The sequence below is a fragment of the Nocardioides seonyuensis genome (genome assembly GCF_004683965.1).
Lineage (GTDB): Bacteria > Actinomycetota > Actinomycetes > Propionibacteriales > Nocardioidaceae > Nocardioides > Nocardioides seonyuensis.
This window is the reverse complement of record NZ_CP038436.1, coordinates 3,010,653-3,031,896: the sequence shown is the minus strand read 5'-3', so window position 1 is coordinate 3,031,896 and position 21,244 is coordinate 3,010,653. Positions and strand designations below refer to the sequence as shown.

Here is a 21,244-nt window from a genome sequence, read left to right as displayed (position 1 = left end):
GGGCTCAGCCCCACCGCGAGGTGCGAGAGAGCAGCGCACCGACGGCGACCACGCCGGCGGTCGAGGTGCGCAGCACCTCCGCGCCCAGTCGTACGGCGACCGCACCGGCGCCGACGAAGGACGCGACCTCCTCGTCGGTGAGGCCACCCTCGGGGCCGACCACGACGAGCAGGCCGTCACCTCCCACGTCGAGCTCGGCCACGGGTGTCGATGCCCCCTCGTGCAGCACCACCGCGCACGACGAACCACGGACCAGCTCGACGACCTCGGACGTGGTCGCGAGCGGCGCGACCTCAGGGTGCCAGGTGCGGCGCGACTGCTTGGCAGCCTCGCGAGCGGTGGCGGCCCACTTGGCGTGCGACTTCTCGGCACGCTCACCCTTCCACAGCGCCACCGACCGTGACGCGGCCCACGGCACGATGGTGTCGACGCCCACCTCGGTCAGCACCTCCACGGCCAGCTCGCCACGATCCCCCTTGGGCAGCGCCTGGACCACCGTGACCGAAGGCAGCGGACGATCGTCGGAGGAGACGGATCCCACCGCCACGGTGAAGAGCCGCTTGCCGGTCTCGAGGACCTCCCCGGTGACCGAGCGGCCCCGGCCGTCGGTCAGCACCACGGTCTCGCCGGCGCGCAGGCGTCGTACGGCGACGGCGTGGTGTGCCTCTGCGCCGGCGACCTCGACGGTCGAGCCGACCCCGACCCCGTCCAGGGTCGGCACGAGGTGCACCGGGAGCGACATGGGACGCGTGTCAGTGGGCGTTGAAGGCGTCGCGAAGTCGCCCGAACACCGACTTCTGGGACGAGGCGCTGGGCTGGCCGGTGGGCGTCTCCTCGCCCCTCAACGCAGCGAGCTCGCGAAGGAGCTCCTCCTGGCGGGGGTCCAAGCGGGTGGGAGTGTCGACCTCGACGGTCACGACCAGGTCGCCGCGGCCTCCCCGCAGGCCCGGCACCCCGAAGCCTCGGATCACCTGCTGGCTGCCCGACTGCGTGCCGGGCGTGACCTGCAGGTCGTAGTGGGTGCGGACGTCGGAGTCGTCGTCGGAGTCGAGGTCCGCCTCGAGCAGCGGCAAGGTGAGCTGCGTGCCGAGGGCCGCCGCGGTCATCGGGAGCGAGACCGTGGTGTGCAGGTCGTTGCCGTGACGGGTGAAGGTCTCGTGCGGCTCGACGTGGATCTCGACGTAGAGGTCACCAGCCGGCCCGGCTCCGGGACCGACCTCGCCCTGCTCGGCGAGCTGGACACGCGTGCCGTTGTCGACCCCGGCAGGGATCTTGACCTTGAGCGCGCGGCGCGACCGCACGCGCCCGTCGCCGGCGCACTCACGGCACGGGTCGGCAATGATCGATCCGAACCCGCGGCAGGCAGCACAGGGACGCAGGGTGCGGATCTCGCCCAGGAAGGAGCGCTGCACCTGGGCGACCTCGCCGGCGCCGCGACACGTCTCGCACGTGACCGGGTGGGTCCCCGGAGCAGCACCCTCGCCCTGGCACGCCTCGCAGCGCACCGCCGTGTCGACCTTGATCTCGCGGGTGACGCCGAACGCCGCCTCCGCCAGCGACACGTCGATGCGGATGAGCGCGTCCTGGCCCCGGCGTTGCCGGGAGCGCGGGCCACGCTGCCCTCCGCCGCCACCTGGCGCCGCGCCGCCACCGAAGAAGGCGTCCATGATGTCGGTGAAGGAGAAGCCCGCTCCGGCCCCGGCGAAGCCGGCACCGAACGCGTCGCCGCCGCGGTCGTAGGTGGCCTTCTTCTGGGGGTCGCTGAGGATCTCGTAGGCGCGTGAGACGTCCTTGAACCGCTCCTGGGTCGCGGGGTCGGGATTGACGTCGGGGTGGAGCTGGCGGGCCAACCGACGGTAGGCCTTCTTGATGGTGTCGGCGTCCGCGTCGCGCGTCACGCCGAGGAGCTCGTAGGGGTCCTGAGTCACTGGTTTCCTTCATCGAGGATGCGGGAGACGTAGCGCGCGACCGCACGCACGGCAGCCATGGATCCGGGATAGTCCATGCGGGTCGGGCCGACGATGCCGAGGGAGCCGAGGTGCTCCGCGGCCGGCCCGTAGCCCGTCGCCACGACACTGGTGGCGGCGAGCTCGGAGTAGGGGCCCTCGTGGCCGATGCGCACCGTCACGGCGTCGCCGTCGACGGTCTCGCCGAGGAGCTTGAGCAGCACGACGTGCTCCTCGAGGGCTTCGAGGAGCGGCCGGACCGCGGTGTCGAAGCTGTCGCCGAAGCGGGCCAGGTTGGCGGCCCCGCCGACTGCGACGCGCTCGTCGCTGCGGTGGTCGGACATCGCGTCCACGAGGACGGTGACGACCTCGCGGGCGAGGGCGGAGGACTCCTGGGGCAGGGCCTCGGTCAGTGCACCCAGCGCCGCGCTCGCGTCGGCGATCCGCTCACCGGCCGCCGCCTGGTTGACCCGGACCCTGAGGTCGGCCACCTCGTCCTCGGTCGCGCTCCGGCTCAGGTCCACCAGGCGCTGCTCGACCCGGCCGGTGCTCAGGATGAGGATGAGCATGAGCCGCGCGGGAGTCAGGACGACCAGCTCGATGTGGCGCACCGTCGACCGGGCGAGCGTGGGGTACTGGACGATGGCGACCTGGCGCGTGAGCTGGCTCAGCAGGCGCACCGAGCGCTGCACGACGTCGTCGAGGTCGACCGCTCCGTCGAGGAGCGAGGCGATCGCCCGGCGCTCCGGCGCGCTCATCGGCTTGACGGTGGAGAGCCGATCGACGAAGAGCCGGTAGCCCTTGTCGGTGGGAACCCGGCCGGCGCTGGTGTGGGGCTGGTGGATGTAGCCCTCGTCCTCGAGCGCTGCCATGTCGTTGCGGACCGTGGCCGGCGAGACCCCGAGACCGTGCCTCTCCACGAGCGCACGAGAGCCGACCGGCTCCTCAGTGGCGACGTAGTCCTCGACGATCGCGCGCAGCACCGCAAGTCGTCGCTCCTCGACCATGCCGCCTCCTCGCCTTCGTCAGTCTCACCCGGGTAGAGCACTGGCACTCCACCGCTGCGAGTGCCAATGCTACTAGGCTCGCACCATGGCGGAGTTCACCGAAGTCGCAGAGCGCGTGTGGGTGGCGCGCTACGAGTGGGCCGACGCCAACGTCACAGCGGTGGGGAGCGAGCGCGGCGTCCTGGTCGTCGACACGCACGCCTCGACCGCGGCCGGCCGCACGGTCGTCTCCGACCTGCGTCGCCTGGGCATGGGAGACCCGGTCGCCGTGGTCAACACCCACAGCCACTGGGACCACGTGCTGGGCAACGCCGCGCTGCGTGAGGCGTGTCCGGGGATTCCCATCCACGCGCACGAGCAGGCCGCTGCCACCCTCGCGCAGCACGGGGACCGGACCCGCGCAGGCTGGCTCGAGGACCCCGACGACGAGCACGCCGACGAGATCGCGGCAACCGAGGTCGTCGTACCTGACCGGGTCTTCTCCTCAGCCGTCGTCCTCGACCTCGGCGACCGGCTGGTCGAGCTCGTCCACCCGGGACGCGGGCACACCGACGGCGACCTCGTGGTCCGCGTCCCCGACGCCGACGTGGTGCTGGCCGGCGACCTCGTCGAGGAGTCCGCCCACCCCTGGATCGGCCCCGACTCCTGGCCGATGGAGTGGCCTCTCACCCTGGACATCGTGCTCGGCCTGCTGACGGCGTCGTCGCGCATCGTGCCCGGCCACGGCGTCGTCGTCGACCGCGACTTCGTGGAGCAGCAGCGCAACGAGCTCGGCATCATCGCCGAGACCGTCCGCCACCTCGCCTCCTCGGGAGTGCCCGCCGCCGAGGCCGCTGCCACCGGCGAGTGGCCCTGGGACGCCGCAGACCCACGCATCGCGCACGCCGTGGCACGCGGCTACCAGCACCTCCCGCGCAGCCAGAAGCGGCTGCCCCTCGTCTGAAGGGGCTTGTCCGCGCGTGGTGCGGGTACCACGGGGGACATGAGCGAACCGAGCAAGGACGACACCGCCCAGGGCGGGATCAGCGACGACCAGCTGCCCGAGGACCTCCAGCCGGGCGAGGACAACCCGCTCGCCGAGCCCCTCGACGCCGACGACGAGGCCACCAAGAGCCGCGAGGAGCTGGACATGGACGCGACCCAGCCGGATCTCGACGCCACCCGGCAGGCAGCCGAGGCCGACGAGGCCCAGGGCACCGACGAGTCCTGACCCGACTGCCCCACTTGGCGCTCCCCCGGCGTGCCGTCCCCGGTTCGCGGGCAGCGGTCCGTAGCGTGGACAGGTGCCTCTCGACCGCTACGGCTCAGACGTCCTCACCACCGACTGGCGCGCGCCCGCTCGTGGGCGAGCACGTGAGGTTCCTGCCGAGATCGGCCAGGTCGTGGAGGAGGTCACCACCGACTGGTGCGGCGAGGTCGTCGCGATCGACCGCGACCTGGACACGCTGACGCTCGAGGACCGCCGCCAGAAGCGCCGCACGTTCCCTCTCGGCCCCGGCTTCCTGCTCGAGGGCAAGCCCGTGATCCTCACCCGCCCGGTCCGTCCGGGCGCTCCCCCGCAGCCCACCCGTACGGCGTCCGGGTCGATCGCCGTGCGCGGTGCGCAGGCGCGCGTGGCACGCGCGAGCCGCATCTTCGTCGAGGGCAGGCACGACGCCGAGCTCGTCGAGAAGGTGTGGGGTGACGACCTGCGCATCGAGGGAGTGGTGGTCGAGTACCTCGGCGGGGTCGACGACCTCGCCGACCACCTCCGCGACTTCAGGCCCGGGCCCCAGCGCCGCGTGGGCGTCCTCGTCGACCACCTCGTGCCGGGGTCCAAGGAGTCGCGCATCGCCCAGGGCATCGCCCGCTCCCCGATCGGCAAGCACGTCCTCGTCGTCGGTCACCCCTTCATCGACATCTGGCAGGCCGTGCGACCGGACCGCCTCGGGATCAAGCGCTGGCCCGAGGTCCCCCGCAGCATCGACTGGAAGACCGGCACCTGCCAGCAGCTGGGCTGGCCCCACCGGGACCAGGCCGACATCGCCCGGGCCTGGAAGCACGTGCTCGGTCGCGTGGGGTCCTTCGCCGACCTCGAGCCCGCTCTGCTCGGCCGTGTCGAAGAGCTGATCGACTTCGTCACCCAGGACTGAGCCCAGCACCTGGGGCCGACCCTCAGGTCAGGTCGCGCACGACCGCATCGGCGAGCAGGCGGCCGCGCTGGGTGAGGATCAGGCGCTCGGAGACCAGCGTCACCAGCCCCTCGTCGACGAGCCGTGCCACCTGGCCGCGGCCGTCAGCGTCGAGCGCTGAGACCGGTAGCCCCTCGACCAGCCGGATCTCGAGCATGACCCGCTCCACGCGGCGGTCGCGGTAGCCGAGGACCTCGCGAGCAAGGGCCGGGGAGACGCCCGCTGCCAGGCGTTCGGCATAGGCCGCCGGATGCTTGACGTTCCACCAGCGGACTCCGCCGACGTGGGAGTGTGCGCCTGGCCCCACGCCCCACCAGTGCCCGCCGGTCCAGTAGAGCAGGTTGTGGCGGCACCAGTGGTCGGGCGAGGTGGCCCAGTTGGAGACCTCGTACCACTCCAGGCCGGCCCGGCTCATCCGCTCGTCGACGGCGAGGTACTTGTCGGCGAGGTCGTCCTCGTCGGGCATCGGCAGCTCGCCGCGCCGGACGCGGCGCGCCAGCGCGGTGCCGGGCTCGACGATCAGCGAGTAGGCCGAGACGTGGTCGGGCTGGCAGGCCAGCGCAGCCTCGACGGAGGCGTCCCAGTCGGCCAGCGACTCCCCCGGGGTGCCGTAGATCAGGTCGAGGCTGACCTGGTCGAACCCTGCCTGGCGCGCCCAGTCCACGACGGCCGGGACCCGCAGCGGGTCGTGAGTGCGGTCCAGGGTGCGCAGCACGTGATCGACACTGGACTGCATCCCGAACGAGATCCGGTTGAATCCGGCTGTGCGCAGCTCCTCCAGGTCCCACAGGGCGACGCTGTCGGGATTGGCCTCCGTCGTGATCTCCACGTCGTCGGCCAGCCCGAACTCCGCGGCTGCGCTGGCGAGGATGGCACCCAGGTCGGCCGCCTTGAGCAGGGTCGGCGTGCCGCCCCCGAAGAAGATCGTGTCGATCTTGACGTCGCGGTGGCCGAGGACCTCACGCGCGAAGCGGATCTCGGCGATGGCGGCCTCGGCGTACGACGCCCGCCCGGCACCGACCTCGTCACCCAGCTCCTGGGCGGTGTAGGTGTTGAAGTCGCAGTAGCCGCAGCGGGTCGTGCAGAACGGCACGTGCACGTAGAGGCCGAAGGGACGCGACCCGAACTCCCCCCATGCCTCGACAGGGAGCACGCCGTCCGCCGGCGCGGGTTCACCTTCGGGCTGGGCGGGGGGCACGGTGGGTATCCAACCACGACGAACGGGTGCCGGCGGACTCGCCGGCACCCGTTCTGGTCGCGTGTGTGGATCAGGCGTACAGCGACTCGATGATCGCCTTGTTGTTCTCCTCCACGACGTTGCGCTTGACCTTCATCGAGGGGGTGAGCTCGCCGGACTCGACCGTGAGGTCGTGGTCGAGCAGCTTCCACTTCTTGATGGTCTCCCAGCGGTTGAGGTGGCTGTTGAGCTCGTCGACGTAGTCGCCCACCATCTTCTGGACCTGGTCGGAGTTGACGACCTCGGTGTAGGACGCGCCGGACATGCCGTTCTCCTCGGCCCAGGTGGCCATGGCGTCCGGGTCGAGGGTGACCAGGGCGACGCAGTAGTTGCGCTCGTTGCCGAACACCATGAACTGGCTGGCGTAGGGGCACACCGCCTTGAACTTGGCCTCGATCGCCGGCGGGGCGATGTACTTGCCGCCGGAGGTCTTGAACAGCTCCTTGATGCGACCGGTGATGGTCAGGAAGCCGTCCTCGTCGAGGGAGCCCTTGTCTCCGGTGTGGAGCCAGCCGTCGGCGTCGAGAGCCTTGGCCGTCTCCTCGGGCAGGTTGTGGTAGCCGTCCATGACGTGCGGGCCCCTGATGAGGACCTCGTCGCCCTCGCCGATCTTGATCTCGGCTCCCGGGAACGCCTTGCCGACCGTCCCGATGCGGTTGTCGTCGGGGTGGTTGACGGCAGCGCCGGCGGAGTTCTCGGTCATGCCGTAGCCCTCGAGGATCTTGATCCCGGCGGCGTTGAACCACTCGCCGATGTCGCGGTTGAGGGCAGCCGCGCCGGAGATGAAGAAGCGCACCCGTCCGCCGAAACGGTCACGGATCTTGGAGAAGACGAGCTTGTCGAAGACGGCGTGCTTGAGCTTGAGCCCGATCGGGATCGACTTGCCCTCGCGCTTGAGGCGCTCGACCTCGAGACCGACAGCGAAGGCGCTGTTGAAGATCTTCTCCTTGGCGCCGCCCTCGGCCGCCTGCATGGTGACGATCTTGCCGTGGGCCTTCTCGAAGATGCGGGGGGCCGCACCCATGAACGTCGGCTTCACGACGCCGAGGTTGTCGACGATCTTCTCGACCCGGCCGTCGATCGCGGCCGCGAAGCCCACCGCCATCTGCGTCGACATGAGCACCTTGCCGAACGAGTGAGCCATGGGGAGCCAGCGGAACTCCAGGTCGTCGGGGCTGAGGATGCCCTGGGACTTGATGGACTCGCCCTCGAAGACCCACGAGGAGTGGCGCAGGCGCACTCCCTTGGGGCGACCGGTGGTGCCGGAGGTGTAGATGAGCGTCGCGAGCTGCTCGGGACGGATGCTCTGGGACGTCTCTCGGACGATGTCGGGCTGCTCGGCCAGCAGCTCCCTGCCCAGGGCGGCAAGGTCGTCGAGGGAGATGATCCAGTCTCCGTCGGTCTTGCCCTCGAACGTGACGACCTTGGACACGTGGGGCAGCTCGCCCTTGTGGTCGGTGAGCTTCTTGACCTGGTCGTCGTCCTCGGCGAAGACGACGCGGCTCTCGGAGTCGGCCAGGATGTAGACGGTGTCCTCGGCGTTGGTCGTGGGGTAGACGGTCGTGGTCGCGCCGGCCGCTGCCATGACCGCGAGGTCGGCGAGGACCCATTCGTAGCGCGTGCCCGAGGCGATTCCCACGCGCTGCTCGGACTCGATGCCGAGCTTGATCAGGCCTGCGGCCAGGGCCTCGACGAGGTCACCGGCCTGCTGCCAGGTGACGGACTCCCAGGCTTCACCCCGCGGGAACCGGAACGCCTCCCGGGCCGGCGAGGCCGCCACTCGATCGAAGAACTGGACGGCCACGTTGGCCGGCATGGTGTCCAGGAAGCTCGTGTCGGTCGTGGTCGACATTTCGTTGCGTCACCTGTCTCATCGCAGTCTGGGCGTGACGCGCAGGCGTCACCGGGGCTGACTCTGTGAGCCGTAACCTAGATCACTTTGCCCTGCTGCGTACCCGCGACCCAGTCATTGGACTGGACATTTCGTGTGGAATTGCCTAGTCCTGCACCGCCTTGGCGATCGTCAGGCATCGGGTGATCCAGGCCTGCTCTCCCTGGGCGAGCGACCGGTCACCGGCCCTCGCCCGCTGGACGGTCCAACCCGCGCTCAGCACTGCGCGGACGATGACCCAGTCCCGGGCGCGTGCCTCGTCGAGAAGGGCGACGTCCACGAGGGTGTGGAACCGGCGTCGTACGCCGTTGCGCAGGTCTCCTGCCAGCTCGTCCCAGCGGTTCCACAACATGGGCGCAGGCTCGTAGTGGGGGTCACCGCTCATCGGCTTCGGGTCGATCGCCGACCAGGGCTCGCGGTCCGCAGCCAGCACGTTGGCGTAGTGCAGGTCACCGTGGACCAGCACTCCCGTGCTCGCGGGGTCGCTCACCAGGTCCCGACCCAGCGCCAGCGCCTGGTCGACGTGGCGTCGCGGCATCGGCACGTCGCGTCCGAGCACCACGAGGTCGTCGAGGCACCGTTCGACGTACGACGTCAGCGTCCGCAGCTGCGCCGGCGCGGGCACGTGGAGAGCGGCGTAGAGCCCTCCGACGACTTCGCACGCGTCGATGTCCCAGGCATCGGAGAGGTCGTGGGTGTGCAACCGCTCCAGGAGCAGGGCTCGGCGGTGCGGGTCGGCGCGCAGGAGTCGTACGGCACCGTGGCCCGCCCAGCGCTGCAGGGCGAGCCCTTCGTGCTCGGACTCGTCGTCTCCGTCGAAGGTGACCTTGAGCGCGGCACGCTCCCCCGCGTCGGTCCGCACCGGAAGGACCAGCGAACAGTGTCCGTGCAGGGCCTCCCCGTCCAGCACCAGCCGCCACTCCTCGAGCACGTCACCCGCAAGGCGGGGCAGGCGGTCGAGCCAGTCGCCCCACTCCTCACCCAGTGACCGCTGCGCGTCGAGTGCGCGGGGGATGAACACGTGTTCAGTCTGCCGACACCGCCAAGGTCGCGCGTGCTTGACTCCTCAGGTGGCACTCACGTGGGAGGAACTGGCCGCCCGGACGCTCGCGCGTCAGTTCCCATCAGGGGGCGCCGGATCGGTCGCCGACACGGTCGCGCTCACGGGGCCGATGCAGACGCAGACAGCCCGTGCTGCCTTCCTCGGCCTGGCTGCGAGGTCTCCCGGCGTCACGCACCAGCAGGTCTCCGAGGCCTACGACGCCGCTGCGATCGTTCGCGGCAGCACGATCCGCGGCACGGTCCACACGGCGACGCCGGCACAGTTCGCCGCCCTCAGTGCGGCGACGAGGAGGGGTCAGCGCCGTCGCTGGACGCAGCTCCTGAAGCTGCCCGACGACCTGGTCGATGAGCTGTGGGCAGCGACCGAGGAGTTCGCCCGGGAGTGGCGCACGCCCGAGGAGCTGCACGAGCACCTGACGTCCTGGTTGGAGGAGCACCACCCGGCGTCGGTCGTTCACGCACGGGCACAGGTCGGCCGCTACCTCTCCTTCGGCCACGGGGGCCTCGTACGACGCCCGGCCTCGGGGACCGGTTGGGAGGGACAGGGGCGACCCGTCTACCGGACGTTCGACGCGCCGGGCAGGGCCACGCTGGCGGACGTCGTACGACTGCACCTGCGGAGCCACGGACCCGCGTCCCGGCACGACATCGCCTGGTGGTCCGGCCTGGGGCTCGGCGTCGTCGACTCCGTGCTGGAGGACCTGGACCTCCCCGGCGAGGAGGGCCCCGACGGGCGCACCTACGTCGACCTTCCGGACCCACCGGCACCGCGGACCGTGGAAGGCGTCCGGCTGCTTGCGGAGTTCGATGCCCTCCTGTGCGGCTACGACCCGAAGGCGCGTCACCGGTTCATCGATCCCGAGCACCACCCCCTGCTGTGGCAAGGACCGAACGGACTGATGCGGTCCCCCCTGCTCGTCGACGGCCGGATCACCGGCTACTGGCGCGCGCCCGGAACGGCGAAGCGCCGACCGCTCGAGGTGCACGCGTTGCCCGGAACCCGGTTGCCCAGCAAGGCGCGCCTGGAGGGCTCGGTCACGGCGCTGGGCGCTGCGCTCGGGATCACCATCACCGAGGTGTCGCTCAGCGGCGCGTGACCTCCGCGTCCGGCGCGTCGAACGCCGCCACCAGGTCGGCGACGTGTGCCTGGAAGCCCGGGCAGGTGCTCAGGTCGTGGGCCCGGCAGCTGTAGGCGTGCTCCGTCATCTCGCGTGCTATCCGGATCTCCTCGGCGCGTCGGTCGAGGTCGCTCAGGTGCTCCTGCAGCACCGCGTGCCGCCGCGGAGCGTCCGCGTCGAGCAGCACGCGGATCTGCTCCAGGCTCATGCCGGCGTCCTTCTGTCGCCGGATGGCCGCGACCCGCGTGATGTCGTCCCGGCCGTAGCGACGCCGACCCCCGGTGTCACGATCCGGCTCGAGGAGGCCCTCGGACTCCCAGTGCCGAAGCACGTGAGTCGGCATGCCGAAGCGTTCGGCCACCTCGCCGACGGACCAGGTCGCCTCACCACTTGACTTCATGTTGACATGAAGTCACAAGATCCTGGGTAACTCAAGGACACACACCCAGGAGGACCCATGGACGTCGTCATCATCGGAGGCGGGCCCGCCGGGCTGCAGGCCGCCCTCACCCTCGGCCGCATGCACCGGGACGCGCTGCTGCTCGACTCGGGCAGCTACCGCAACGCGGCCGCCGGCCACATGCACAACTTCGTCACGCACGACGGCCGTCGACCCGAGGAGTTCCGCGAGATGGCACGTGCCGACCTGGCGTCGTACGACACCGTGGAGGTGCGCGACTGCGCGGCTCTGGAGGTGCGCCGACGCAGCGGCGGCGGCTTCGAGACCGTCCTCGCCGACGGTTCGGTCGTCGGCTCCGACGCCGTGCTGCTGGCCACGGGCGTGCGCGACGTCCTGCCGGACGTGCCCGGGATGGCGGAGGCCTTCGGGACCCACGTCCACCACTGCCCGTTCTGCCACGGTCACGAGCTCGCCGGCAGGACGGTCGCCATCCAGGAGGCACGTGCCGACCACCTCGTGCCCATGCTGTCGCGCATCGCCGAGGACGTCCGAGTCGTGTCCGGCCTGGAGAAGGTCGTCATCGACGGTGACGAGGTGCTGCTGACCACGGCGGACGGCGAGGTCAGGGCCGGCGGTCTCTTCGCTGCGACGGAGTTCGAGCAAGCGGCACCGTTCGCCGAGCAGCTCGGGCTCGACGTGCTCGAGAGCGGCTGCGTCGAGGTCGATGCGATGGGCCGGACCAGCGTGCAGGGTGTCTACGCCGCCGGGGACATGGCCCACACGAAGGCGCTGGCGATGCCGATGGCGAGCGTGCTCACCGCCGCGGCCACGGGTCTGGTCGCCGCCGCTGCCTCGGTGGGAGACTCGCTCACCCACAGCAGCTGAAGGAGGATGGGCATGGATCGTGGCCCGGAGTTCGACGGCGTCCGCATCGGCCGGCCAGCCGTGGGTGGATTGATCGACGCCGGCTTCGCGCGTCTCGAGGACCTTCCTGAGGAGCTCGACGAGTTGGCGCGAATCCACGGCGTCGGGCCCAAGGCGATCCGCCTCCTGGGCGAGGAGCGCGACGCGCGACGGCGTGAAGAGCCCAGCGGCACTGCTTGAGGAAGTGCTCGAGCTCGGTGGTTGCGGAAGGACGGAGCGCCGTCCTGAGGAGGCCGTCCGCGGCCGTCTCGAAGGGTCCTGTCTCGAAACCCCTGTGGAATGGGGCTTTCCGAGGCCTCCGACTGTCAGTGGTCTCAGGTTGGATTGAGTCATGCCAGCCACCGCCACCGCCACGCAGCCGGGTTCCGCGGCCACGGTGCTGACGGCGGTGCGGGAGCGGCGGAGAGCAGAGAACAGGGCGGCGGCCGATGTCCTCGCCCTGGCTGCTGAGTGGGCTGACCTGCACCCGCCGGAGTCCATCCACCACGCCGCCGGGTTCTCGATGCCTGGCTGTGAGCACGAGGAACCCCTCGCCGGCCCGGGCACGCCGTTGGTGGCGGAGTTCTGCTGCGCCGAGCTCGGTGGCGTCCTGGGCGTCTCGACCGCCGCGGCGAAGCGGCTGATCGGCAACGCCCTCGAGCTGCGCCACCGCCTCCCCAGGCTCTGGGCAGCCGTGCACGCCGGACGGGTCCCGGCGTGGCGGGCCCGGCTGGTGGCCGAGGCCACCGCTCACGCCTCCCCCGCCCTGACGATGGAGGCCGCCGGCTGGGTCGACTCCCAGGTCGCCGCGGTGGCCGGGAAGGTCGGCGCCGCGCAGCTCGACCGGCTCGTGACCGAGGCGATCGCCCGGTTCCAGCTCGACACCACCGACCCCGACGACGAGACGGCTTCGGGCGAGAACCGGCACGTCACCCTCGAGAAGGACGTCGTCTCCAGGTGCGGCACCATCTCGGTCAACGCCTGCCTCGACCTCGCTGATGCCCTCGACCTCGACCTCACCCTCGCTCAGCGTGCTGCCGCGTTGAAGGCGCTCGGCTCCACCGAGTCCCTCGACGCCCGCCGCGCCACCGCCCTCGGCCACCTCGCCCGCACCCAGACCAGCCTCGACCTCGCCGGACTCCTCGGCCACGAGTCCTCGGTGGTCGAGGACGGCCAACCACCTTCGGTGGTTGAGCAGAGTTCGGTGGTTGAGGAGGCGCCCCAGCGCCGTCTCGAAACCCCCGCGGCCCGCCAGCTCGTCCTCCACATCCACCTCACCGCCGCCGCAGTCGGCGGCGGGATCACCTTCGACCACCTCGGCCGGATGGAGGAAGGCATGCGTCTGCTCCTGCTCGACCAGGTCAGGTCCTGGTGCGGTGACTCTCACACCAAGGTCGTCCTCAAGCCCGTCATCGACCTCAACCAGCCGCTTCGGGCCAACGGCTACGCGATCCCCGACCGGATCCGCGAACGCGTCGTTCTCCGGGACCGGACCTGCGTGTTCCCGCACTGCACCCGACCCGCGCGGCGTTGTCAGGTCGACCACATCGAGCCCTACGACCACGACGCCGAAGCCGAGGGCGGGGCGCAGTCAGGGCCTACCGCGATCGCGAACCTCGCCGCGCTGTGCACTTTCCACCACCGGCTCAAGACCCACACCGGCTGGCGCTACACCATGGTCGAACCAGGGGTCTACGAGTGGACCAGCCCCCACGGCCACCGCTACCTCCGCGACCACGAAGGCACCTCGCCACTGGCTTCACCTGGTTTCGAGACAGGACTCCGTCCATCCTCAACCACCGAGGACAGCCGACGACCCGATCGACATTGACTCCGCCCCACGCCCCGCCAGAGCACCACATGGCGGGGCTACAGGCACGCTGTCGTCGGCGTGACGTCCTGCTTGACTGAGTCCATGGGCATCAGAGCGGTGGTCTTTGATGTAGGCGGCGTGCTGGAAGTCATCGACGACTCTCTGTTTCCAGGTCCCGCCGAGACGAGACTGGGACTCGACACGGGTGCATTGCTGCATCGCATCAGCGACCTTCCCGCTGGTGCAGCGACCGGGCTCGCGGACGAGGTCGCCGTGCGCCGACACTGGCAGCGGTGCCTGCGCCTCGATGATCAGCAAGCCGACGAGCTGATGAGTGACTTCTGGCGGTGGTACATCGGCACGGTCAACGTCCCGCTGCGCGACTGGTTCGCCAGCCAGCGCCAGCACCGGCTCACGGCCATCCTCAGCAACTCCGCGCCGGGAGCGCGCGAGGCGGAGCGCTGCCACGGGTTCGAGGACATCACCGACGACATCGTCTACTCCCACGAAGTGGGCCTCTCCAAGCCGGATCCCGAGGTCTTCTCGCTGGCGGCCGAGAGACTGGGCGTCTCCCCACACGAGGTGCTGTTCCTCGACGACGTCGAGGAGAACGTCACCGCAGGGCGGGACGCGGGCTGGCACGCCGTGCTCCACCGCGACACCCCGTCATCGATCGCCGCGATGGAGGCGATCATCGAGGCCGCTGGGTGACCTCCTGGTCGCGGAGGTACTCCCCCGGCGTCATGCCGGTGACGGTCCGGAAGTCGTGGGTGAAGTGGGCCTGGTCGGAGTAGCCGAGCTGGGAGGCGACCTCCGCGAGGGTTGTGGTGCCGGCCTTGAGCGCGAGCACGGCGTCGTGCAGGCGTCGCCGTTGGATCAACCACTTCGGGCTCAGTCCGACTCGCTGCTCGACCAGGCGCTGCAGGCTTCGCTCTGACATCGCGAAGCTGTCGGCGACCTCGGCGACGCGAGACACCTCGGGATGCTCCTGCAGCCAGCCGACGACCCGGTTGATCAGGAGCCCCGGCTCGTCGACCGGCAGGAAGCGCTCCAACCGCCGCTCCAGGGCGGTGATGGCCGCGCCGTGGGCCGCGGGGTCGTGGGGGTCGACCGCCATGCTGGCCCGGATCTCCCCGACGAGGTCCTCTGCGTCCAACGAGCCGACCTCGCGCAGGTCCAGGTGACGGTCGGTCAGCTCGGCAACGGAGCGGCCGAGCACCAGGCGCCCGGCCGCCGGCGTGAGCATCGTGCCGACAGCCCAGCCGTCGCCCTCGAGGGTGACGCTCGACCGCCCCGGGACGACGCCGTACAGACGGGCGTAGGTGTTGCTGACCACGATGAGGCACACAGGGTGCTGGAGCGTGCTCTGGGTGGACGCCTCCTCGAGCGACCACACCGGGATCCAGTAGCGCTCGACGAGATCGCCGAGGCGGTCGCTCGGCGCATAGCGGTAGAGCGGCGGAGACGGCCTGCTCACCCCGGTCAGGTGGGCCCTGTCCACCGGGTCGACGCTGCGCGGAGCCCATGGCGTCGACATGTGTCGGATTATCACAAGAACCGACGACATCGCGCCTGCAGGCTGGTCCCATGACCGAGACAGCCACCTCCACAGAAGACCACGTCCGATCCTTCATTGACCGCGCCGACCGCTTCACCGCTGCCCTCGCCGCTGCGGGGGACGCCTGGGACGACCCCAGTCCGTGCGAGGGCTGGACCGTCCGCGACGTGGTGGCCCACGTCATCGACACGCAGCGCGACTTCCTCGACCGTCAGGAGCTGCCCGCGGGCGGCCAGCCTGACCTGGCCGACCCCGTGGCGGCCTGGCGCAGCCACCGGGCGCACGTCGAGGAGGTCCTGGCCTCGCCCGACATCGCTGGACTGGAGTACGACGGCTTCTTCGGCCGTACGACGATCGGCGCCACCATGGCCGACTTCTACGGCTGGGACCTCGTCATCCACGGGTGGGACGTGGCGCGTGGGACCGGGCAGCCCTGGACGATCAGCGACGCGGAGGCCGAGTCCCTCCACGCCACCGCCGACGGGTGGGGGGACGCGCTCTACTCGGAGGGGATCTGCCGTGCACCAGTGCAGGTTCCCGACGACGCGTCGGCCACCGACCGCCTGGTGGCGCGCCTGGGCCGAGACCCGTACTGGCAGCCGGGCTCCTGACCAGCGTTTCTGATCAGCGGGGGGGCGTCAGCGACACCACGGCCAGGGTGCAGCGCCCGGTCACCGCGGCCGGTCCGACCAGCAGGTCGAGGGCGTCCGTCTCCTGGTCTCCCACCACGGGTCGACCCTGCAGCATCATCGCGGCCTGGTCGTCGGCCAGCGGCAGGCTCGACGACCGGCCGAGCTCGAGCACGGTGACCGAGGGCTGCGCGACCGCGGGATCGAAGACGACGTTGAGTGCACGCACCGGCCCCTCCGGCAGGCGGGCCACCACGTCGGAGTCGCCGTCGAAGGCGAACGGCCGACGCGGCTCGACGACGTGCTCGGTCCCGTCGACGACCAGGGTGAGGACCGCGCCCTCCACGACCGTGAGCAGCCGCCGCCGGTCCGGGAAGCTCGAGAAGGGACCCTCACGCTCGACATCGGCCAGGCTGATGCGCCAGCCGCCGCCGTCGTCGGCCAGCAGCTCGCGGGTCTCGCCACCGCCGTTGGCCCAGGGCCGGGGCGCCACCTGAGCCGCCCGGACCACCCGAGGGAGGTCGGTCACTTCTTGCCGGTCTTCTCCGTGGGCTGCGTGGTCGAGAGCGCCGCGACGAACGCCTCCGGCGGGACCTCGACCGTGCCGATGTTCTTCATCCGCTTCTTGCCGGCCTTCTGCTTCTCGAGCAGCTTGCGTTTGCGGCTGATGTCGCCGCCGTAGCACTTGGCGAGCACGTCCTTGCGCATGGCACGGATGTTCTCTCGGGCGATCACGCGGGCTCCGATGGCGGCCTGGATCGGCACCTCGAACTGCTGTCGCGGGATCAGGTCCTTGAGCTTGCCGGCCATCATCACGCCGTAGGCATAGGCCGCCTCCCGGTGCACGATCGCCGAGAACGCGTCGACCGGCTCGCCCTGGAGCAGGATGTCGACCTTGACCAGGTCGGCGGCCTGCTCGCCGGAGCGCTCGTAGTCGAGGGAGGCATAGCCCTTGGTGCGCGACTTGAGCTGGTCGAAGAAGTCGAAGACGATCTCGCCCATCGGGAGCGTGTAGCGCATCTCGACGCGGTCCTCGGAGAGGTAGTCCATCCCCTGCAGGCTGCCGCGCTTGGTCTGGCACAGCTCCATGATCGTGCCGATGAAGTCGGCCGGGGCGAGGATGGTGGCCTTCACGACCGGCTCGTGCACCTCGGCGATCTTGCCTTCGGGGTACTCGCTGGGGTTGGTGACGACCTGTCGACTGCCGTCCTCCATCACCACGTCGTAGACCACGTTGGGGGCGGTGGAGATCAGCTCGAGGTTGAACTCGCGCTCGAGCCGGTCACGGGTGATCTCCATGTGGAGCAGGCCGAGGAAGCCGATGCGGAAGCCGAAGCCGAGCGCGCCGGAGGTCTCGGGCTCGAAGGTCAGCGCGGCGTCGTTGAGCTGCAGGCGCTCGAGCGCCTCGCGCAGCGTCGGGTAGTCGTCGCCGTCGATGGGGTAGAGGCCTGAGTAGACCATCGGGTTGGGGTGCTTGTAGCCGCTCAGGGCCTTGGTCGCGCCGTGGTGCTGGCTGGTGACCGTGTCACCCACGCGGGACTGCCGCACGTCCTTCACGCCGGTGATGAGGTAGCCGACCTCGCCGACTCCCAGATCGGCGGCCTTGACGGGCTCGGGGCTGATCACCCCCACCTCGAGCATCTCGTGCACGGCACCGGTCGACATCATCTTGATGCGGTCGCGGTGGGTGAGCTTCCCGTCGATGACCCGGACGTAGGTGACGACGCCGCGGTAGGTGTCGTAGACAGAGTCGAAGATCAACGCACGCGGCGGTGCGTCTGCGTCGCCCACCGGCGCGGGCGTCTGGCGCACGATCTCGTTGAGCAGTCCGGCCACCCCGACGCCGGTCTTGGCGCTGACGCGCAGCACCTCCGAGGGGTCGCAGCCGACGAGCCCGGCGAGCTCAGCGGCGTACTTCTCGACGTTGGCGCCCGGCAGGTCGATCTTGTTGAGCACCGGGATGATGTGGAGGTCTGCGCCCATCGCGAGGTAGAGGTTGGCCAGCGTCTGGGCCTCGATGCCCTGGGCGGCGTCGACCAGCAGGACCGCCGCCTCGCACGCCTCCAGCGACCGGGAGACTTCGTAGGTGAAGTCGACGTGCCCGGGCGTGTCGATCATGTTGAGGACGTAGGTGCCGGGCTCGGTGCCCTCCTCGTTGTCGACCGGCACCGTCCACGGCATCCGGACGGCCTGGCTCTTGATCGTGATGCCGCGCTCGCGCTCGATGTCCATCCGGTCGAGGTACTGCGCGCGGGCAGCACGCTCGTCGACGACGCCGGTGAGCTGCAGCATCCGGTCAGCGAGGGTGGACTTGCCGTGGTCGATGTGAGCGATGATGCAGAAGTTCCGGATGATCGACGGGTCTGTCGAGCCGGGCTGCGGTGCATTCTTGAGGCTCACAGGCGTGCTCACTCAGTGCTTTCTCTGGGTACGACGACGGGGTCGGCCCATTCTTCCACGGTCCGGCCGCCGCGACCGAACCGCGCCGAGGCCGTCCTCACGCCGTGTCGACCCAGTAGCGGCGCTTGATCCCCCGCTGGTCCTCGAACACGCCGCCGGCCGCCTCGATCACCCTGATCGAGGCGACGTTGTCGCTGTCGCAGGTCACCAGCGCGGAGTCGATGCCGAGGGCCCGGGCATGGGGCAGTGCCGCGCGCAGCATGGAGGTGGCGTGTCCCTCACGGCGGCGGGACGGCCGGACGTCGTACCCGATGTGCCCGCCCACCCCGAGCAGGAACTCGTTGAGCCGGTGGCGGATGGCGATGCGGCCCAGGTAGTCGTCGCCCTCGGTCCACCACAAGGTGGTGGTCGGCACGAAGCCCTCCGGACGCGGGGTCTCCTCGAGGGCCTCGGCGTGCAGGGCGTCGACGAACGCGGAGAACGCCGCCGGCTCGAGCCAGGAGGGGGCATGGCTCTCGATCCAGTAGGCGGTCTGGGACCCGCTCGCCCCCTCGGCGACGAACTCCTCCATCGCGGCCAGGAAGCTGTCTCGGACACGGACGGTGGGCGGCTCGAGCTCGGGCATGGGCACCATTGTGCGAGTCGCGTCCAGCGGTTTCGGTGAGGAAGGATGGCCGCCATGTCGAGCCCCGCCACCGTCTACCCCGCCCCCCACGGCAGCACGGCGCGTCGCCTGGAGTGGGCGTTCCTCCCGCCCAACCTCCGGGCATGGTTCGAGCGCAAGTGCGGCTCCCCTGTGGTCGAGGCGATCTCACAGAACTCCGGCTTCACGCCGGGCTTCGCCTCGGTGCTCGTCTGCGAGGACGGCTCACGCCACTTCGCCAAGGCAGCCTCGGTGAAGGCGCAGCGACTATTCGCCGACTCCTACCGGGAGGAGGCGCGCAAGCTGGCCGCCCTTCCGGCCTCGGTCCCTGCCCCTCGACTGCTGCACCTGCTCGACGACGACTGGGTGGCACTGGTGATCGAGCACGTCGAGGCCCGTTTGCCGAAGCGCCCCTGGGACCTCGCCGACCTCGGTGCGACCCTCGACACCCTCGAGGTCGTGGCCGACGAGCTCACGCCCCCTCCGGCACATCTCGAGCTGGACAGCGCGGTCGACGACTTCGCCGCGATGCTCGACGGGTGGTCGAAGGTCCGCGAGGAGCTGGACCTTTCGCACGCCGACGAGGCGGAGGCGCTGGCACGCCGCTATGCCGAGGTGGTCGACGGAGACACCGTGGTACACACCGACGTCCGCTCCGACAACGTGCTCATCCGCCCGGACGGGCGGGCGCTGCTCTGCGACTGGAACTGGCCGGTCCGGGGGTGCGACTGGTTCGACTCCTTCGCGGCCCTGATCGGCCCCCGGGGCGAGGGCGCGGACGTCGACGCGGTGATGGCCTCACGACGCCTGCTCAAGGATGTCCCGCCCGACGACGTCGACACCGTGCTGGCGCTCTTCGTGGGCTACTTCCTCGGGCAGAGCGTCCTGCCGGTGCCGCCGACCTCCCCGCACATCCGTGACCACCAGCGCTGGCAGGGAGAGGTGTGCTGGGCCTGGCTGGCAGAGCGTCGAGGGTGGCCCCGCAGCGACGTCGCTGGTTGCTCCTGACACGATTTGGGCGCTCCGCCGCGTGGACGGTAGAATTCCTGCTTGCATGTCCGGCGCCGCCTCACGCGACGTGGGCTGTCGGCAGCCCCGGACACCAGACTTCTCCTGACCAGCACCAACCGAGCAAAGGTTCACTGTGGCCAACATCAAGTCCCAGATCAAGCGCAACAAGCAGAACGAGCGACGCCGTCAGCGCAACCAGTCGGTGCGCTCGAGCGTGAAGACCGCGATCCGCAAGTTCCGCGAGCTCGCCGACTCCGGTGACAAGGACGCCGCCGGCACGGCTGCCCGCGACGCTCTGCGCGCGCTCGACAAGGCCGCTTCCAAGGGCGTCATCCACAAGAACCAGGCGGCCAACCGCAAGTCCTCGATCGCCAAGAAGGCCGCCTCGCTCTGAGGTCGGCACTCCGCTGCTGCGGCGCTCTCCCGTCGGGAGGGCGCCGTTGTTGCATTCGCAGGGGTCGCTCAGCGTGAGTCGCGCAGGCCTGCGACCGTGAGCACGAGGCGTTCGAGCGTGTAGGACGCGTCGTGGGCCTGGCCCTTGATGTCGGCGTCGGCCACCGCGACCGCTCGCACGGCCGCGGCGATGCCGTCCTCGCTCCACGAGCGGGCCAGGTCACGGACCGAGCGCACCTTCCACGGAGGCACGCCGAGCTCGCGAGCCAGGTCGGCCTCACGCATCCCGCCGCCTGCGCCCTTGAGACGGGCCACGCTGCGCGCAGTGCCTGCCATCGCCGAGGTCACCAACACCGAGGCGGTGCCCGCGTCGAGTGCCCAGCGAAGCTCCTCCAGGGCAGCGGCACGACGTCCGGCGAAGGCCGCGTCCGCGACCGCGAAGGACTTGGCCTCGGCGCGACCGCCGAAGTATCGCTTGACCTTGTCGAGGGTGAGGGGCTCACCGGGGAAGTCGTGGGCGAGCTGGTCGGCCGCAGCCGCGAGCGAGCGCAGGTCGTGGCCCACGGCCTGCACCAGGAAGCTTGCTGCGTCTGCGTCGATGCGCGCGCCGTGGACCGCTGCCTCGGACGTCACGAACTGCGGGAGGGCAGAGGCCTTGACCTCCTCCGACTTGATCTCGGTGACCCGCTCGAGCTTGCGGAGCCTGGTCAGGACTCCGCTGCCCCGTGGGCCGCCGGAGTGCACCAGCACCAGGGCCACGTCATCGGCGGGAGCCGCGCAGTAGCCGACCAGGCCGTCGACCGACTCGTCGGGAAGGTCCTCGAGCTTGCGCACCACCACGCACCGGCTCGAGGAGAACAGCGAGGGGGCCGACATCTCTCCCAGTGTCGCGAGCGAGAGGCCGCCACCTTCGACCTCGCCCAGCTCGGCCTCGTCGTCGTGGGCGCGCACCGCCGCACGGACCGAGGCCACCGTGCGCTCGGAGAGGAACTCCTCCTTGCCGGTGAGGAGGACGACGTGGCCGAGGAGCTGTGCCGCGGAGAGGGTGCGTGCCATGGTGCG

23 protein-coding genes are annotated in these 21,244 nt (G+C 70.5%); 11 read left to right on the top strand and 12 right to left on the bottom strand.

From position 1 onward, the window contains the following. Positions 1-4: 4 nt before the first annotated feature. Genes EXE58_RS14700 through hrcA form a run of 3 tightly spaced genes read right to left on the bottom strand, consistent with a single transcriptional unit; the run spans position 5 to position 2,953 of the window. Positions 5-742 (bottom strand): 16S rRNA (uracil(1498)-N(3))-methyltransferase, encoded by a 738-nt coding sequence (locus EXE58_RS14700; protein WP_135268577.1) that lies wholly within the window; start codon positions 740-742, stop codon positions 5-7. A gap of 10 nt (positions 743-752) precedes the next feature. Further along, positions 753-1,928: a molecular chaperone DnaJ gene (gene dnaJ / locus EXE58_RS14695; RefSeq protein ID WP_135268576.1), complete on the bottom strand. Its 1,176-nt coding sequence runs from the start codon at positions 1,926-1,928 to the stop codon at positions 753-755. Next, positions 1,925-2,953, bottom strand: a complete 1,029-nt coding sequence (hrcA, locus tag EXE58_RS14690; RefSeq protein WP_135268575.1) for a heat-inducible transcriptional repressor HrcA — start codon at positions 2,951-2,953, stop codon at positions 1,925-1,927. The genes dnaJ and hrcA overlap by 4 nt, the downstream gene beginning before the upstream one ends. An 85-nt stretch (positions 2,954-3,038) precedes the next feature. Between hrcA and EXE58_RS14685 the strand changes: the two genes are divergently transcribed. From EXE58_RS14685 to EXE58_RS14675, 3 genes are all read left to right on the top strand, one after another. Beyond that, positions 3,039-3,896 (top strand): MBL fold metallo-hydrolase, encoded by an 858-nt coding sequence (locus EXE58_RS14685; protein WP_135268574.1) that lies wholly within the window; start codon positions 3,039-3,041, stop codon positions 3,894-3,896. A 39-nt stretch (positions 3,897-3,935) separates the two neighbouring features. Beyond that, entirely contained in the window at positions 3,936-4,163 is a 228-nt protein-coding gene (locus EXE58_RS14680) for a hypothetical protein (protein WP_135268573.1), read from the top strand. Between the two features lie 73 nt (positions 4,164-4,236). Next, positions 4,237-5,085 (top strand): DUF3097 domain-containing protein, encoded by an 849-nt coding sequence (locus EXE58_RS14675; protein WP_135268572.1) that lies wholly within the window; start codon positions 4,237-4,239, stop codon positions 5,083-5,085. Positions 5,086-5,107: 22 nt separating this feature from the next. Here the strand turns inward: EXE58_RS14675 and hemW are convergent, their stop codons facing one another. The 3 genes from hemW to EXE58_RS14660 all read right to left on the bottom strand — a co-directional run bounded on the left by hemW (position 5,108) and on the right by EXE58_RS14660 (position 9,273). Then, entirely contained in the window at positions 5,108-6,322 is a 1,215-nt protein-coding gene (hemW, locus tag EXE58_RS14670) for a radical SAM family heme chaperone HemW (protein WP_135268571.1), read from the bottom strand. 70 nt (positions 6,323-6,392) lie between these two features. Continuing rightward, positions 6,393-8,213 carry an AMP-dependent synthetase/ligase gene (locus EXE58_RS14665; protein WP_135268570.1) on the bottom strand — a complete coding sequence of 607 codons (1,821 nt, stop codon included), beginning with the start codon at positions 8,211-8,213 and terminating at the stop codon, positions 6,393-6,395. Positions 8,214-8,358: 145 nt separating this feature from the next. Beyond that, the gene (locus EXE58_RS14660; RefSeq protein WP_135268569.1) at positions 8,359-9,273 is read right to left on the bottom strand and encodes an aminoglycoside phosphotransferase family protein; all 915 of its coding nucleotides are present in this window, start codon (positions 9,271-9,273) and stop codon (positions 8,359-8,361) included. A 49-nt stretch (positions 9,274-9,322) separates the two neighbouring features. Between EXE58_RS14660 and EXE58_RS14655 the strand changes: the two genes are divergently transcribed. Beyond that, on the top strand, positions 9,323-10,411 hold the full coding sequence (locus EXE58_RS14655; RefSeq protein WP_167288916.1) for a winged helix DNA-binding domain-containing protein: 1,089 nt from the start codon (positions 9,323-9,325) through the stop codon (positions 10,409-10,411). Here the strand turns inward: EXE58_RS14655 and EXE58_RS14650 are convergent. Continuing rightward, the gene (locus tag EXE58_RS14650; protein WP_135268567.1) at positions 10,398-10,832 is read right to left on the bottom strand and encodes a helix-turn-helix domain-containing protein; all 435 of its coding nucleotides are present in this window, start codon (positions 10,830-10,832) and stop codon (positions 10,398-10,400) included. The genes EXE58_RS14655 and EXE58_RS14650 overlap by 14 nt on opposite strands. A gap of 57 nt (positions 10,833-10,889) precedes the next feature. Here EXE58_RS14650 and EXE58_RS14645 point away from each other — a divergent pair, with 57 nt between their 5' ends. The 4 genes from EXE58_RS14645 to EXE58_RS14630 all read left to right on the top strand — a co-directional run bounded on the left by EXE58_RS14645 (position 10,890) and on the right by EXE58_RS14630 (position 14,259). Then, positions 10,890-11,717, top strand: a complete 828-nt coding sequence (locus tag EXE58_RS14645) for an NAD(P)/FAD-dependent oxidoreductase (RefSeq protein ID WP_135268566.1) — start codon at positions 10,890-10,892, stop codon at positions 11,715-11,717. A gap of 12 nt (positions 11,718-11,729) precedes the next feature. Next, positions 11,730-11,936 carry a helix-hairpin-helix domain-containing protein gene (locus tag EXE58_RS14640; protein ID WP_244242245.1) on the top strand — a complete coding sequence of 69 codons (207 nt, stop codon included), beginning with the start codon at positions 11,730-11,732 and terminating at the stop codon, positions 11,934-11,936. 151 nt (positions 11,937-12,087) lie between these two features. Then, positions 12,088-13,566, top strand: a complete 1,479-nt coding sequence (locus tag EXE58_RS14635) for an HNH endonuclease signature motif containing protein (RefSeq protein ID WP_135268564.1) — start codon at positions 12,088-12,090, stop codon at positions 13,564-13,566. 84 nt (positions 13,567-13,650) lie between these two features. Further along, positions 13,651-14,259, top strand: coding sequence for an HAD-IA family hydrolase (locus tag EXE58_RS14630; RefSeq protein WP_135268563.1), 609 nt, complete (start codon positions 13,651-13,653; stop codon positions 14,257-14,259). Here EXE58_RS14630 and EXE58_RS14625 read toward each other — a convergent pair. Next, positions 14,240-15,085 (bottom strand): helix-turn-helix domain-containing protein, encoded by an 846-nt coding sequence (locus EXE58_RS14625; protein ID WP_135268562.1) that lies wholly within the window; start codon positions 15,083-15,085, stop codon positions 14,240-14,242. The genes EXE58_RS14630 and EXE58_RS14625 overlap by 20 nt on opposite strands. Positions 15,086-15,135: 50 nt before the next feature. On the opposite strand from EXE58_RS14625, the gene EXE58_RS14620 reads away from it, so the two are divergent. After that, the gene (locus EXE58_RS14620; protein WP_135268561.1) at positions 15,136-15,717 is read left to right on the top strand and encodes a TIGR03086 family metal-binding protein; all 582 of its coding nucleotides are present in this window, start codon (positions 15,136-15,138) and stop codon (positions 15,715-15,717) included. Between the two features lie 13 nt (positions 15,718-15,730). Here the strand turns inward: EXE58_RS14620 and EXE58_RS14615 are convergent, their stop codons facing one another. The 3 genes from EXE58_RS14615 to EXE58_RS14605 form a co-directional block, all read right to left on the bottom strand. After that, positions 15,731-16,264 carry a HutD/Ves family protein gene (locus tag EXE58_RS14615; RefSeq protein WP_135268560.1) on the bottom strand — a complete coding sequence of 178 codons (534 nt, stop codon included), beginning with the start codon at positions 16,262-16,264 and terminating at the stop codon, positions 15,731-15,733. Then, the gene (lepA, locus tag EXE58_RS14610) at positions 16,261-18,147 is read right to left on the bottom strand and encodes a translation elongation factor 4 (protein WP_244242244.1); all 1,887 of its coding nucleotides are present in this window, start codon (positions 18,145-18,147) and stop codon (positions 16,261-16,263) included. The genes EXE58_RS14615 and lepA overlap by 4 nt, the downstream gene beginning before the upstream one ends. An 85-nt stretch (positions 18,148-18,232) precedes the next feature. Then, on the bottom strand, positions 18,233-18,760 hold the full coding sequence (locus EXE58_RS14605; protein ID WP_135268559.1) for a GNAT family N-acetyltransferase: 528 nt from the start codon (positions 18,758-18,760) through the stop codon (positions 18,233-18,235). 54 nt (positions 18,761-18,814) lie between these two features. Here EXE58_RS14605 and EXE58_RS14600 point away from each other — a divergent pair, with 54 nt between their 5' ends. Together EXE58_RS14600 and rpsT are read left to right on the top strand one after the other, a co-directional pair. Further along, positions 18,815-19,786 carry a phosphotransferase family protein gene (locus EXE58_RS14600; protein WP_244242243.1) on the top strand — a complete coding sequence of 324 codons (972 nt, stop codon included), beginning with the start codon at positions 18,815-18,817 and terminating at the stop codon, positions 19,784-19,786. Positions 19,787-19,922: 136 nt separating this feature from the next. Continuing rightward, the gene (rpsT, locus tag EXE58_RS14595; RefSeq protein ID WP_135268557.1) at positions 19,923-20,183 is read left to right on the top strand and encodes a 30S ribosomal protein S20; all 261 of its coding nucleotides are present in this window, start codon (positions 19,923-19,925) and stop codon (positions 20,181-20,183) included. A 68-nt stretch (positions 20,184-20,251) separates the two neighbouring features. Here rpsT and holA read toward each other — a convergent pair whose 3' ends face one another. Beyond that, positions 20,252-21,238 carry a DNA polymerase III subunit delta gene (gene holA / locus EXE58_RS14590; protein WP_135268556.1) on the bottom strand — a complete coding sequence of 329 codons (987 nt, stop codon included), beginning with the start codon at positions 21,236-21,238 and terminating at the stop codon, positions 20,252-20,254. Positions 21,239-21,244: the final 6 nt, after the last annotated feature.

Coding starts and splice junctions, on each gene's coding strand:
- EXE58_RS14700 (WP_135268577.1), bottom strand. CDS start 742: ATGTCGCTCCCGGTGCACCTCGTGCCGACCCTGGACGGGGTCGGGGTC.
- hrcA (WP_135268575.1), bottom strand. CDS start 2,953: ATGGTCGAGGAGCGACGACTTGCGGTGCTGCGCGCGATCGTCGAGGAC.
- EXE58_RS14685 (WP_135268574.1), top strand. CDS start 3,039: ATGGCGGAGTTCACCGAAGTCGCAGAGCGCGTGTGGGTGGCGCGCTAC.
- EXE58_RS14680 (WP_135268573.1), top strand. CDS start 3,936: ATGAGCGAACCGAGCAAGGACGACACCGCCCAGGGCGGGATCAGCGAC.
- EXE58_RS14665 (WP_135268570.1), bottom strand. CDS start 8,213: ATGTCGACCACGACCGACACGAGCTTCCTGGACACCATGCCGGCCAAC.
- EXE58_RS14650 (WP_135268567.1), bottom strand. CDS start 10,832: ATGAAGTCAAGTGGTGAGGCGACCTGGTCCGTCGGCGAGGTGGCCGAA.
- EXE58_RS14645 (WP_135268566.1), top strand. CDS start 10,890: ATGGACGTCGTCATCATCGGAGGCGGGCCCGCCGGGCTGCAGGCCGCC.
- EXE58_RS14640 (WP_244242245.1), top strand. CDS start 11,730: ATGGATCGTGGCCCGGAGTTCGACGGCGTCCGCATCGGCCGGCCAGCC.
- EXE58_RS14635 (WP_135268564.1), top strand. CDS start 12,088: ATGCCAGCCACCGCCACCGCCACGCAGCCGGGTTCCGCGGCCACGGTG.
- EXE58_RS14630 (WP_135268563.1), top strand. CDS start 13,651: ATGGGCATCAGAGCGGTGGTCTTTGATGTAGGCGGCGTGCTGGAAGTC.
- EXE58_RS14625 (WP_135268562.1), bottom strand. CDS start 15,085: ATGTCGACGCCATGGGCTCCGCGCAGCGTCGACCCGGTGGACAGGGCC.
- EXE58_RS14620 (WP_135268561.1), top strand. CDS start 15,136: ATGACCGAGACAGCCACCTCCACAGAAGACCACGTCCGATCCTTCATT.
- EXE58_RS14605 (WP_135268559.1), bottom strand. CDS start 18,760: ATGCCCGAGCTCGAGCCGCCCACCGTCCGTGTCCGAGACAGCTTCCTG.
- EXE58_RS14600 (WP_244242243.1), top strand. CDS start 18,815: ATGTCGAGCCCCGCCACCGTCTACCCCGCCCCCCACGGCAGCACGGCG.
- holA (WP_135268556.1), bottom strand. CDS start 21,238: ATGGCACGCACCCTCTCCGCGGCACAGCTCCTCGGCCACGTCGTCCTC.